We start from the raw sequence: 12,874 nt of genomic DNA on the forward strand, positions 1-12,874 counted from the left end.
TTCGTTGCCTCGTGTCTCAGAAGTGGGCTGTGGCGCTCATAATGGTTACGCATTCGCCATTCGGAACTTTACTGTCGATAAAATTTATTTGCGTTTTGCGAAAACCCCGGCCCGGTTCCGTGACGCGCCGCGCGGGTGGCGACGAACCGACGGTCCGGCGCCGCTCAGACGAAACTGCCGAGCCCGGTCTGTTCCTGCCCGGACTTCACCTCGTCCCACGACATCCCCAGCGCCTCGATAATCCGCGATATCGGTCCCTTCAGCGTCTTCTCCAGCATCTTGTCCCAGTCGACCTCGAAGGCCTCGGGGAGCTGGTCGTCGTACTCGACGCAGATCACGTCGGGGTCGCGCTTGAACTCCCCGTAGAGCGCGTCGCGCTGGGGGTCGTAGCCCTCCTCTTCTTCCATCCGCCGGAACCACGAGGGGTGGACCTTCCGGAGGTAGAGCCGCTTCGGCTTCGATCCCCGCCCGAAGTTCGTTCCCAGGAACTCGTTGGCGTACTTCGCGCCCCGGACCTGCGCGGTCGCGGTGTCGTAGGCGTCCAGCCGCTTGCCGATCCCGCCCGGGATCCCGATCTTCTCGACGGGGATCTCGCCGGTCTCGAAGTCCTCGATGACGCCGTTGAGGTAGTCGGCGATCTCCTCGTTCGCCGTCCCGTAGACGATCATCTCGATGACGCGCTTTTGGACCTCCTTCGTGATCGGCGCGATGTCCGAGCGCTTATACTCGAAGCCCGTGATGTCGATGTCGTCGACGTCCTTCCCCTCCTTCCAGACGATGTGGCCCGCGTAGCGCTTCTTTTTCCCCGCCTGGAAGAATCGCCGGTAGAGCTTCTCGAACTCGATCTGGAAGCGGTGCTCTTCTGCGTCGAGTTCCTCGCGGGCGAACTCGTCGTAGGAGCCGTTGATGTACTCCTCCAGCTCGAAGGACTGCTCGATGGCTTCTTTTTTACTGACGTCGCCGCCGAGCTCCAACATCACGGAGTCGGTGTCTCCGTAGATGACACTTTTGCCGAGGTCGTTCGCCGCCGAGGCGGTGTGCTCGATGACGTCGCGCCCCGTCGCAGTGACGGCGGCGCCCATCTCCTTGTCGTATAGCCTAAATCGATCCCAGCCCAGGACGCCGTAGAGCGAATTCATAATGACCTTGACAGCCGCCTGCTGACGATCGTACTGCTCGTAGGCGGACGTGTCGGGGTCGTGGTCGTTCCGGAGCGACTTCTTCTCCTCGCGCTCTGCGAGGAGGTCGTCGATCATCTCGCGGATGATGCCGTCGGGCTCGCGGCGGAAGTGCGTCCCGTTGGGGGCTTGGAAGGTCTCGCCGTCGTACGTCTCGGGGTCCACCTTGGTCTCCGGCGATGCGTTGATCGTCACCATACACATCGGGTAGAGGGACTTCAGGTCCAGCACGGTGACGTTCTCCTTGACGCCGGTGATCGGATCGAAGACCGCGCCGCCCTCGTACTCCTCGGCGTCGGCCTGGCCCTTCGAGGGGAGCGCGAAGCGGCCGTGGGCCTCGTGGAGGATGTAGATGTCGACGGTGTCGCCCGGCGTGGGGGCGTCTTCCAGCTTGCAGCCGACGAACGTCCGCACCTCGTCCCAGAAGGCGACGACGTCCTGTTTGCGGTCGATCTCGACGCAGAGCTCCACGTCCCGGACGTTGTACTCCAAGAGGCGCTCGGGGTCCTGCTCCCAGAGGTCGCCGATGTCGCCCGGGTAGCGCTCCTTGCCGACGTCGAGTTCGAGCTCGCCGACGGCGTCCAGGCGGTAGGACTCCAGTTCGGTGAACTGCGTGCGCTTGTACGCGTACAGCAGGTCGAAGACGACCCGGCCCTTCACGTTCGGGCCGCCCCAGCCGCTGCGCCAGACCTCGTCGATCCGGGAGAACCGTTCGGGATCGAGGTCGCGCTCCGAGGTCGGATCGAGGATCTCCATCCGATCGAGGAGATAGGGCATGTCGAAGTCCTCGAAGTTCCAGCCCGTCAGCACGTCCGGGTCCGTCTCCTCGATGTAGGAGACGAACGCGTCGAGCATCGCGTCCTCCTCGGCGAACGTCCGCACCTGGATCTCGGTGTCGTCGCGGAGCGGCTCATAGGTCTTCAGATCCTCGGGCGAGCCCACGCCCTCGCCGGCCTCGGGGGCGTCGTAGAGCCACGCGACGTACTCGTCGCGGCGGGAGTCGTGAGAGGTGAGACAGACGATCGGCTCTTCGCCCTCCTCGGGGAAGCCCGAGCGGTCGTCGACCTCGATGTCGAAGGTGTTCACCCGGAGGTCGGCGTCGACGTCGACGGCCTCGATCTCGTCGTGGGGGATCTGGATCGGAGGGTTCGCGGCGTCGTCGGAGCCGCCGGGCGCGTCGTCGTCCCCTTCCAGCCGCCGCGCGGGCACCCGGATCCCGCTCTTTACGTCCTTGTCGATCAGGAGGCGGTTCGGAAAGAGGATGTCCGCCTCGTAGTGTTCGAACTCGTCGCGGATCTCCCCGACGTCCCGCGGGGTCTGCGTGCAGATCTTCGTCAGGTCCTCGCCGCGGATGCTCTCGTAGCCCTCGTCGGTCCGGGTGATCACGTCCTTATCGAGTTTGTCGTCGTCGAGGTTCTCCGTCGGCGCGAAGAAGTACGGCTCGAACCCCAGGACGCGGACGTGCTCGCGGTCCCCCGCCGCCGTCCGGCCGAACACGTGCAGGACGGGATACTCGCGGCGGCCGCTCCCCTCGATGGAGTAGTTCACCTGGGTCACCATCAGCTCGACCGTCCCGTCGGCGTCGGGAAAGCGGATCTCCTCGCTGTCGACGACCTCCGAGACGTGCTGTGTGCCGTTGCCGGCGACCGCGACCGCCTCCGCGTCGGGCCGGGCACCCTCGTCGGCGGCCTCGTCGCCGCCGCTCCAGTCGTCAGTGAGCCCTGCCTGTTTCATAGCACTCCGTTCGTGAGTCCCGAGTAAAAGCTTCGGCATTGCGCCCAGCCCGCTATCGCCTCCGAGAATTTGGGCGCAAGACATTTAGTATGGTACACCATACCAAAGACCGAGATGGTCGACCCTGCAGACTCCGAGCGGACGGATCGGTCGCCAGCCGCGCCGGCGCGGTTGGGTGAGGCTCGCGGACTCGACGGCGTCGAGTCCTACGAGGTCGACGAGGGAATCGTGTTCTACGATCCGCAGAACCCGCTCGCGTGGGTCGAAGCGGCCCGAACGGTGACGCTCACAGACCACTGCTGAGCGGACGTCTTCTTCGGTTCTTCACCCCTGGAGCGAACCGCTTTTGCGACTGCCGGGCCTCGGTAGAGGCACCGTGCTGGACTCCGACGAGTGGCCCGACGAGCCGGACGAACCCGATCCCGAGGCCCGGTGGGGCAGCCCTGAAGACGACCTCGTCTCGGTCCCCGGGATCGACCTCCCCGGCGAGGATGCCGAGGACGCCGGCACCGAGGTCGACAGCGACCTCGCGAAGTTCTTCTGGGTGACGGTGATCTACGCCAACGTCGCCCTCGCGGGCGTGAGCATCGGGCTGATGCTCGTCGGCTTCCGCGGGCAGGCCGTCTGGGGCGGCGGCGCCGTCGCCGTCGGGCTGTTCGCCCTCTACCGGACCTACGATCTCTATCGGACGTATCAGGACCACGTCGCCGCCGAGGAGTCGGAGGAAGCAGAAGACGCAGATTCGGAGCCGAGTGAGCATAACGGATAAGCGCCCGCCGCGACTCCTCCGACGTATGCAGACCGTCCGCGACGCGTCGGGCGACCGTTACCTCCTCGTGAAGCGCTCCGCGGAGTCGAGTCGGGTCCGCGATCCGAACACGGGAGAAGAGCGGTACCTCCCGAACGCCGAACTCTCCTTCGAGGACGGCGAGGCGCCGCTTTCGGTCGCCGCGGCGGCCGTCTCCGAGCCGGTCCGACGCGTCGTTTCCGCCGCCCACGACGACCGCTCGCTCGGCCTGCTCGTCGAGCTCGCGGACCGCGGGCCGCTCCCCGTCGTCGAACTGCTCGGCGGCTACGACCTCTGCGAGTCGGACCTACACGGCCTCCTCTCGGAGTTCCGCGCCGCGGGGCTCGTCGCGGAGACGACCGTCCACGGCGAGCGCGGCTACGACGCGACCGAGACGACTCGCCGCGCCGTCGCGTCGCTCCGCGGGGGGAGCGAAGACGACGAGCGTACCGGAAGCGACGAGGACAGCGCGGTAAACGGAGACGGACGCGAGAACGCAGACGGGGACGAAAGCGGAAACAGAAACGGAAACGAGAACGAAAACTGAGTGCCGATCAGGCGAACGCGCGGCTCGCCTCGCCGTCGGCGCTCGCGTCGGCCTGGATCTTCTCCCAGGCCTCGACGAAGTCGCCCATCCGGATCTCGGTCCTGTCGTCGCGGATGGCGAACATCCCCGCCTCGGTGCAGATCGCCTTGATGTCGGCCCCGGAGGCGTCGTCGGCCAGCTCGGCCAGCTGCTCGAAGTCGACGTCGTCGGCGACGTTCATGTCGCGGGTGTGGATCTGGAAGATGATCTCCCGGCCCTCCTGCTCGGGCTTGGGGACCTCGATGAGGCGGTCGAAGCGCCCCGGCCGGAGGATCGCCTCGTCCAGCATATCGAAGCGGTTCGTCGCGGCGATGATGCGGATGTCGCCCCGCTCGTCGAAGCCGTCCATCTCCGAGAGCAGTTGCATCATCGTGCGCTGGACCTCGGCGTCCCCAGACGTCTTCGAGTCCGTCCGCTTGGAGGCGATCGCGTCGATCTCGTCGATGAAGAGGACGGCGGGCTCGTTCTCGCGGGCGACCTCGAAGAGGTCCCGGACGAGCTTCGCGCCCTCGCCGATGAATTTGTGGACGAGCTCGGAGCCGGCCATCTTGATGAACGTCGCGTCCGTCTGGTTCGCGACGGCCTTCGCGAGCATCGTCTTGCCCGTGCCCGGCGGGCCATAGAGGAGCACGCCGGAGGGCGGCTGGATGCCGACCTGCTCGAACATCTCCGGCGATTCGAGCGGCATCTCGACGGTCTCGCGTACCTCCTGCATCTGCTCTTCGAGGCCGCCGATGTCGCCGTAGGTGACCTCGGGGCTGTGGTCGACCTGCATCACGCGGGCGCGGACGTCGGTCTCGTTGTCGAGGCGCTTGACCACCGAGAGGGAGTTGTTGACCGCGACGCGCGCGTCGGGTTCGAGGTCCTCGCGCATCTCGTCTGTGACCTCGGTGAGGGCCTCCTGATTGTTGCCGTGCTGCTTGATCACGACGCCGTCCTCGGTGATCTCCTGGACCGTCGCGACGAACAGCGGCGACTGCTTGAGCTTCTTGTTCTCGTGGGTGAGCCGTTCGAGCTTCTGCTGGTACTTGTTGTTCTCCGCGTTCGCGTCCAGCAGTTTGTCCCGCATCTCCTCGTTCTGGGACTCGAGGACGTCCAGCCGCTCTCTGAGCGCCTGGATCTTCTCCTGCTGCGACGCCGCCTCCTCGTCGTAGGGGAGTTCGACGTCGTCCACAGTATCAGTCATCATCCTCCGTAGGTCACGGCTTCATAAGAGACTTCGGGTGAGAGAAGCCCTTTCACACCGTCCGAGGGCGCCCTCGCGGCTCACTCCAGGAACTCACAGAGCAGATCGTTCACCCGCTCGTCGGCCTCGTGTTGCACCCAGTGGGTCGCGTCCGAAATCGGCTCGAACCGCCCGTTCGCACACCTCTCGGCGCTGGCTTCGGCCATCTCGGGATGGAGGTACGGGTCCTCCAGTCCCCAGATCAGCATCGTCTCCGGCTCGACAGTCCAGGTCGGCGGCTCGGGGGCGTCCTCGCGGACGAGCGCCCGGTACCAGTTCACCATTCCGGTGAAGGCGCCCGGCCGGGACCACGCGCGTTTGTACCGATCGAGTGCCCGCTCGCCGAAGGTCTCGGGGCTGGTCGAGGTGTCGACGAACCACCGCAGCCCCCGCCAGTCGTCGACGCGCCAGGCCCACTCGGGCACGCGCGGCAGCTGGAAGAAGAAGATGTACCAGCTCTTCAGCAGCTGGCTCGGCCGGCCGGGGAGGAACTCCTGGAAGACCGCGGGGTGCGGGACGTTCATCGTGACGGCCCGGTCGACCCGCTCGGGGTACCGAAGCAGGGTCTGCCAGACGACCGCGGCGCCCCAGTCGTGGCCGACGATCCGGGCGCGGTCGTACCCGAAGGCGTCGAGCAGTCCGACCGCGTCCGCGGCCAGTTCGTCGATCGCGTACGCGGCGATCGCCCCCGGCTTGTCGCTGCGGTTGTAGCCGCGCTGGTCCGGCGCGATCACGCGGTAGCCGGCGTCGACGAGGGGCTCGATCTGCGCGCGCCAGCCGTACCAGAACTCCGGGAAGCCGTGGAACAGGAAGACCGGCGGCGCGTCGTCGTCGCCGGCGACGAGCGCGTGCAGTTCGATCCCGTTGGTCTCGACGCGCTCGAACGTCGCCGACGGCGGGAGGGCCTCCGGCGCCACCTCCCGCGAGTCGGTGCCGCGGCCCCGCGTGATCGCGCCGTCGGTCTCAGACATACTCCCTCACCTTCGCGCCGGCGACCCGGCCAACGACGCTCGGGCGCATCAGCGAGATCGGCGTCGTCTCCAGCCGCAGGACGCGCGTGAACGCCTCCGAGACGTGACCGTCCGTGTGCGCGGCGTCGACGACCCACGAGAGGTAGCGGTTGAGGAGGTCCGTGCCGGGCGGCTTCTCGCCCTCGGTCTCGGCGTACTCGAAGTCGGCGCCGACGGTCATCCGCCAGACGACGTTGACGGTATCGGCGACGCGGTCGAAGAAGCGCGACTGGAGGTCCGACCGCCCGTTCGCGAGCGCGTGGTGTAGCTGGAGCGCGTCGAGCGCGGCCACCGACATCCCCTGGCCGTAGATCGGATTGAAGCTCGCGACCGCGTCGCCGGTGACCAAGAGCCCGTCGGGGAACCGATCGAGGTCCTCGTAGTACCGGCGCTTGCTGGCGGGGAACGGGTACTGGTGGATCTCCTCGCCGTCCCACTCGTGTTCGTCCAGGAGCTCGCGGATCTCCGCCGTCGGCAGCGACGCCGCGAACTCCCGGAAGCCCTCGGGGTCGGTCGGCGGGTGGTCGCCGTGCCGGCCGAACACCGTCACGATCCACCGCTCGTCCTCTACGGGCACGGCTGTCCCGCCGCGGGTCGTCGGCGGCGAGGGGACGACCAGATACCCGCGGTCGTCGTCCGCCGGCCGCTCGACGGCGACCGTGCTGTACGCGAGGTCGACGCCGACGTCTTCGGTCTCCGGCGTCGGGTAGCCGTTCCGTTCGAGCCACGTCGGCGTCCGCGAGGTCCGGCCGGTCGCGTCGACCACGAGGTCGGCGGCCAGGGCGTCCTTTTCGTCGGCCGCGTCGACGAGCGTGACGCCGGTGACGGTCGACGCCTCGCCGTCGGAGCGGTAGCCCGTGACGTGGCACTCGCCCCGGAGCGTGACGTCGTCGCGCTCACGCATCCGCCGCCGCACGAGCAGTTCGAAGAGCGGCCGGCTCGCGCAGTAGAACGGCAGTTCGTGCGGCGACTCCGCGAGGAAGTCGCCCTGCTGGTAGAGATCGAGCTTCTTCGAGGCGTCCATTATGACGCCGCCCTCCGCGAGCAGGTCGTCGCCGTAGCCGGGGAAGAGGTCTTCGAGCATCACCCGGCCGGGCTCCAAGAGCGCGTGGACGTGGTTCGCCTGCGGGACGCCCCGCCGCGCGACCCGCTCGTCGGGCAGCGGGTCCCGATCTAAGACCGTCACCGACTCGAAGGCGTCCGCCAGGACGCGCCCCGCCAGGAGGCCGGCCATACTCGCGCCCACGACGACGGCGTGTCCGTCCCGCTCGGTCACGCGGTCGGCGTCGTAGCGCGCGACGTCGTCGAGCGTCATCGCCGCCCCCCGACGGGTCCGTCTCCCAGGTCCGTTCTCCCGTACGCCCCGCCCGCTCTGCGCTGTGTTCCGAACATCGAGTGTGCCCCCGTTCGTGTTCGAAACTGTCGGGGGCGCGACCTTATGGATTGCCGTCAGTATATGCAATTCAGTAATATATTTATACAGTAAATATTATTACTCTACATCCCGGAGTGGTGAACACGAATGAGCACGACAGAGGTACTCGCCCCCGAAGAGGAGTCGACCGACCGCTGGGAACCGGTCCGCGAGATGCCGCCGAGCGCGAAACTGGTCGCGAAGGTACTGGACTACAACGACACGCTGACGCAGACGCAGCTCGCCGAGGAGACGCTCCTGCCGCCGCGGACCGTCCGCTACGCCCTCACCCGGCTGGAGGACGCCGACGTCGTCGACTCGCGCTTTTCGTTCACCGACGCGCGAAAGCGGCTCTACACGCTGGAGATCTGATCCGTCGGGGACACGTCCACCGCCCGGTCCGTTCCGCTCTCGCTCGGACTCTCGACGACGCGAAGCTTCATACGTGATCCCGCGCCAGCCACGGCGTGACTCACCGTTCGCCGGCCACGTCCGCGTCTGCTCCTGATCCCACTCTCGACCCCACCTATGCTTCTCCTCCACCCGCCCGAACCGTCCGCCGGTCGCTCCGCGCGCTCGCTGACGGCTCCGCCTCCGAGACGTCCGTTTCGGACCCCGAGAGCGTCGTCGCCGACGCCGAAGCGGCCGTCGATTGCGCCCGCGAGGCGGCGTCGTACGTCGCGGGCGGTCGGCTCCGGCGACTCGATGCAGCCGTCGGGGCGGCCGAATCGCGCGGCGCCAGCGATCTGGCGCGTCGCGGTCGGCGGGCTCGGCGGATCCTCTGCCGACTCCGCGCCGCGATGGTCGGCTCCTCCGACGGAACCGGTGCTGGCGACGCCGCCGCTGACGCCGACGCGAATCCCGACCGCGACCACTTCCGCCCCGCTCGCGGAACCGTTTTAGGCCACAGCGGTCAACGTCCGCCCAGATGACACGGGTGATCCACACCGGCGACACCCACCTGGGGTACCAGCAGTACCACTCCCCCGAGCGCCGGCGGGACTTCCTCGACGCGTTCGAGCAGGTGATCGACGACGCCGTCGCGGGCGACGTCGACGCCGTGGTCCACGCCGGCGACCTGTTCCACGACCGCCGGCCGGAGCTGCGGGACCTGCTGGGGACGATCCGCGTGCTGCGTCGCCTCCGCGACGCGGGCGTCCCGTTCCTCGCGGTCGTCGGCAACCACGAGGCGACGCGCGGCGGCCAGTGGCTCGACCTCTTCGAGAGCCTCGACCTCGCCGAGCGCCTCGGCGCCGAGCCGCGGACCGTCGGCGACACGGCCTTCTACGGCCTCGATCACGTCCCCGAGTCCCGGCGCGAGGACCTCGACTACGACTTCGAGTCCCACGAGGCCGCCCGCGCCGCCCTCGTGAGCCACGGCCTGTTCACCCCCTTCGCGCACGCCAACTGGGAGACCCAGACCGTCCTCGACCGCTCGAACGTCGACTTCGACGCGGTCCTCCTGGGCGACAACCACGCGCCGGGCACCGAGATCGTCGACGGCACGTGGGTCACCTACTGCGGATCGACCGAGCGCACGAGCGCCGCCGAGGAGGAAGCGCGCGGGTACAACCTCGTGACGTTCGGCGCGGACGACACCGACGGCGCCGAGGCGGCCGATTCCGAGACCGCAGACGGCGCGAGCGCCGCGGTCGACATCCGCCGTCGGACGCTCGATACGCGCCCCTTCGTCTTCGTCAGCGTCGAACTGCGCGAGGGGGAGAGGAGCGACCGCGTCCACGAGCAGCTCCGCCAGCGCGACGTCGAGGACGCGGTCGTCGTCGTCGAGGTGACCGGCGAGGGCGACCCGGTGACGCCCGCCTCGATCGAGGAGTCGCTGGCCGACCGGGGCGCGCTCGTCGCCCGCGTCACCGACCGCCGCGAGGGGGAAATCGAGGCCTCGATCGACGTCTCCTTCGCCGACCCCGACGCCGCCGTCGACGAGCGCGTCCGCGACCTGGGTCTCTCGCCGGCCGCCCTCGACGTCGAGGAGACCATCCGCGCGGACGCGGTCGCGGACTCGAACGTCCGCGAGGCCGTGGAGTCGCGGGTGGCGGACCTCCTCGACGAGGGGAGCGAGGCGTTCGCGCCCGCCGAGCGCGACGGCGACGAAGCGGCCGCGGATGAGGCCGAGAGTCCCGACGACGGGGACACCGACGAACCGACGCCGGCCGACACCCAGGTCACGATGGAGGACTTCTAGATGCGCTTCGAGCACATCTCCTTACAGAACTTCAAGCCCTACGCCGACGCCGACCTCGACCTCCGGGACGGCGTCACGGTCATCCACGGCCTGAACGGCAGCGGCAAGTCCTCCCTGCTTGAGGCGTGCTTCTTCGCGCTCTACGGCGCCCGCGCGCTCGACGAGACCCTCGACGACGTCGTGACGACCGGCGAGGACGAGGCCGCGGTGACACTGTCGTTCGTCCACGAGGGCGCGTCCTACCGGGTCGAACGGCGGCTTCGCCGTTCGGGCGAGCGGATGCAGACCGCGTCGTGTACGCTCTCGGGGCCGGACGTCGAGATCGACGGCGCCACAGACGTCCGGGCGTTCGTTACGGACCTCCTCCGGATGGACGCCGAGGCGTTCGTCAACTGCGCGTACGTCCGTCAGGGCGAGGTGAACAAGCTCATCAACGCCACGCCCGCACAGCGCCAGGACACCATCGACGACCTCCTCCAACTCGGGAAACTGGAGGAGTACCGCGAGCGCGCCGGCCAGGCGCGGCTCGGCGTCGAGGACGTCCTCTCCGAAAAGCGCGGCGCGCTCTCGAAGCTCGACTCCCAGATTGAGGAGAAGGAAGACGCCGGGCTCCACGAGCGGCTGAACGAGCTCGAAACCGAACTCGGCGAGGTGGACGACGAGATCGAGCGCTTTGAGGAGAACGAGGCCCGCGCGGAGGAGACGCTCGCGGAGGCCGAAGACGTCCTCGACTCCTACGAGGAGACGAAGGCGAAGATCGACGACGTCGAGGCCGACATCAGGGAGTTAGAAGAGACGATCCGCGAGGACGAGTCGACGCGCGAGGAGCTCCGCGAGGCCGTCGTCGAGCGTCGCGAGCGGATCGACGACCTCGAAGCGACGCTCGAATCGGCCGTCGACGCGACCGATCTCGACGCGAGCGGCCCCGCGGCCGTCGACGACGACGCCCTCGAAGCGCGTCGCGAGGAGCTCGACTCGGCCGAAGAGGAGGTCCGCGAGGACCTCCAGGAGGCCCGCCAGCGCGAGACGATGCTGTCGAACCAGGCCGAGAAACTGCGCGAACGCGCCGACGAGTTCGAATCGCGGGCCGAAGAGTCCCGCGAGCGCGCCGCGGAGGCCGATTCGAGCGCCGCGGACGCGGAGGAGCGCGCCGAAGCGTGGCGAGAGGAGCGCGCCGACGTCGACGACGAGATCGAATCGATCCGCGAGCGGTTCGAGAATGCGCCGGTGGAACCGGGCGACGCGGCCGAGCACCGTGAGTCGGTGCAGGCCGACCTCCGGGAGGTGCGCGACGAGGTCGCCGACGCGCGCGCGGAGATAGAATCCTTCCGCGAGCGCCTCGACGAGGCGACGGCCCTGCGCGAGGAGGGCAAGTGCCCCGAGTGCGGCCAGCCGGTCGAGGGATCACCCCACGTCGACGCCATCGGCGAGTACGAGGCGCGGATCGAGGAGTTAGAGGCCGACCTCGACGACCTCCGCGAGCGGCGCGACGAGCTCGAATCGCGGCTGGAGACCGCCGAGGCGCTCGTCGAGGCGGGGACGCGACTGGGGAACCTCCGGGAGAAGCGCTCGCTGCTCGAAGACAGCGTCGCCGACGCTGAGTCGACGGCCGAAGAGCGCCGCGAGGAGGCCGCGTCCCTGCGCGAAGACGCCGCGGAGTTCGAGTCGCAGGCCGAAGAGAAGCGCGAGGCCGCCGAGTCGCAGGCGGAGGCGGCCGCGGACGCCGCCGAGCGAGTCGCGGACCTGGAGGAGCAGCTCGACGGCGTCGAGGCCGCCCGCGAGCGACTCGACCGCGTCGAGACGCTCCGGGAGCAGATCGCGGAGCTGGAATCCGAGATCGAAACGCGCCGCGAGCGCCGCGAGACGATCGCGGACCGGAACGACGAGCGCCGGGAGTACCTCCAGGAAAAGCGCGAGCGCCGCGACGAGCTCGCCGAGGCCGTCGACGAGTCGCGCGTCGAGACGGCGAGAGAGAACAAGGAGGAGGCCGAGACCTACCTGGAGAACGTCGAGGTGAAGCTCGAGGAACTCCGCGAGCGGCGCGACGAACTCCAGAACGACATCGGGAGCGTGAAGGGCGAGCTCTCCCAGCTCGAATCCCTGCGCGAGGACCGCGAGCGGGTCCGCGAGCGCGTCGCCGACTTGGAGTCGCTCCACGAGGAGGTGTCGACGCTCGAATCGACCTACAGCGACCTCCGCGCCGAGCTGCGGAAGCGGAACGTCGAGACCCTCGAACGGATGCTCAACGAGACGTTCGACCTCGTCTACGGCAACGACGCCTACTCGCGGATCCGCCTCGACGACGAGTACGACCTCACGGTCTTCCAGAAGGACGGGACGGCGCTGGAGCCCGAACAGCTCTCCGGCGGTGAGCGAGCGCTGTTCAATCTCTCGCTCCGGTGTGCGATCTACCGCCTGCTCGCCGAGGGCATCGAGGGCGCGGCGCCGATGCCGCCGCTGATCCTCGACGAGCCGACGGTCTTCCTCGACTCGGGGCACGTCTCGCGGCTGGTCGACCTCGTCGAGGAGATGCGCAGCCTCGGGGTGAAGCAGATCCTGATCGTGAGCCACGACGACGAGCTCGTCGCGGCCGCCGACGACCTCGTCACCGTCGAGAAGGACCCCACGAGCAACCGCTCGTCCGTCGACCGCGTCGACGACGCGTCGCTCGCGGCGGTGGCCGCCGAGTCCGACGACTGAGGGCGTCGGCCGGACGGTTCCGTCGCCTCTCTCTGCC

At 68.5% G+C, this 12,874-nt stretch carries 11 protein-coding genes; 7 read left to right on the plus strand and 4 right to left on the minus strand.

The window, feature by feature from the left end:
• Positions 1–164: 164 nt before the first annotated feature.
• Positions 165–2,912 (minus strand): DNA-directed DNA polymerase, encoded by a 2,748-nt coding sequence (locus tag OS889_RS05635; RefSeq protein ID WP_372388062.1) that lies wholly within the window; start codon positions 2,910–2,912, stop codon positions 165–167.
• A gap of 114 nt (positions 2,913–3,026) precedes the next feature.
• Between OS889_RS05635 and OS889_RS05640 the strand changes: the two genes are divergently transcribed.
• The 3 genes from OS889_RS05640 (at position 3,027) to OS889_RS05650 (ending at position 4,246) form a co-directional block, all read left to right on the plus strand.
• Complete coding sequence (locus OS889_RS05640) at positions 3,027–3,215, plus strand: DUF7331 family protein (RefSeq protein WP_372388063.1); 189 nt, start codon at positions 3,027–3,029, stop codon at positions 3,213–3,215.
• Between the two features lie 73 nt (positions 3,216–3,288).
• Positions 3,289–3,681, plus strand: a complete 393-nt coding sequence (locus OS889_RS05645) for a DUF7322 domain-containing protein (RefSeq protein WP_372388065.1) — start codon at positions 3,289–3,291, stop codon at positions 3,679–3,681.
• Between the two features lie 25 nt (positions 3,682–3,706).
• A complete protein-coding gene (locus OS889_RS05650; protein ID WP_372388067.1) occupies positions 3,707–4,246 on the plus strand; it encodes a DUF7346 family protein in 540 nt (179 codons plus the stop codon).
• Between the two features lie 7 nt (positions 4,247–4,253).
• Here the strand turns inward: OS889_RS05650 and pan1 are convergent, their stop codons facing one another.
• The 3 genes from pan1 to OS889_RS05665 all read right to left on the minus strand — a co-directional run bounded on the left by pan1 (position 4,254) and on the right by OS889_RS05665 (position 7,835).
• Positions 4,254–5,471: a proteasome-activating nucleotidase Pan1 gene (gene pan1, locus OS889_RS05655; RefSeq protein ID WP_372388069.1), complete on the minus strand. Its 1,218-nt coding sequence runs from the start codon at positions 5,469–5,471 to the stop codon at positions 4,254–4,256.
• 80 nt (positions 5,472–5,551) lie between these two features.
• Positions 5,552–6,481 carry an alpha/beta fold hydrolase gene (locus tag OS889_RS05660; RefSeq protein ID WP_372388072.1) on the minus strand — a complete coding sequence of 310 codons (930 nt, stop codon included), beginning with the start codon at positions 6,479–6,481 and terminating at the stop codon, positions 5,552–5,554.
• Positions 6,474–7,835, minus strand: coding sequence for an FAD-dependent oxidoreductase (locus OS889_RS05665; RefSeq protein WP_372388074.1), 1,362 nt, complete (start codon positions 7,833–7,835; stop codon positions 6,474–6,476). The genes OS889_RS05660 and OS889_RS05665 overlap by 8 nt, the downstream gene beginning before the upstream one ends.
• Before the next feature lie 207 nt (positions 7,836–8,042).
• On the opposite strand from OS889_RS05665, the gene OS889_RS05670 reads away from it, so the two are divergent.
• The 4 genes from OS889_RS05670 (at position 8,043) to rad50 (ending at position 12,837) form a co-directional block, all read left to right on the plus strand.
• On the plus strand, positions 8,043–8,306 hold the full coding sequence (locus OS889_RS05670; RefSeq protein ID WP_372388076.1) for a MarR family transcriptional regulator: 264 nt from the start codon (positions 8,043–8,045) through the stop codon (positions 8,304–8,306).
• Between the two features lie 95 nt (positions 8,307–8,401).
• On the plus strand, positions 8,402–8,866 hold the full coding sequence (locus OS889_RS16810; RefSeq protein ID WP_504923073.1) for a DUF7966 family protein: 465 nt from the start codon (positions 8,402–8,404) through the stop codon (positions 8,864–8,866).
• On the plus strand, positions 8,863–10,137 hold the full coding sequence (mre11, locus tag OS889_RS05675; protein ID WP_372388078.1) for a DNA double-strand break repair protein Mre11: 1,275 nt from the start codon (positions 8,863–8,865) through the stop codon (positions 10,135–10,137). Before OS889_RS16810 ends, mre11 begins: the two co-directional genes overlap by 4 nt.
• A complete protein-coding gene (rad50, locus tag OS889_RS05680) occupies positions 10,138–12,837 on the plus strand; it encodes a DNA double-strand break repair ATPase Rad50 (RefSeq protein ID WP_372388080.1) in 2,700 nt (899 codons plus the stop codon).
• The last annotated feature ends 37 nt before the right edge of the window (positions 12,838–12,874 follow it).

The sequence above is a fragment of the Halobellus sp. MBLA0158 genome (assembly GCF_041477585.1).
Classification (GTDB): domain Archaea; phylum Halobacteriota; class Halobacteria; order Halobacteriales; family Haloferacaceae; genus Haloquadratum; species Haloquadratum rubicundus.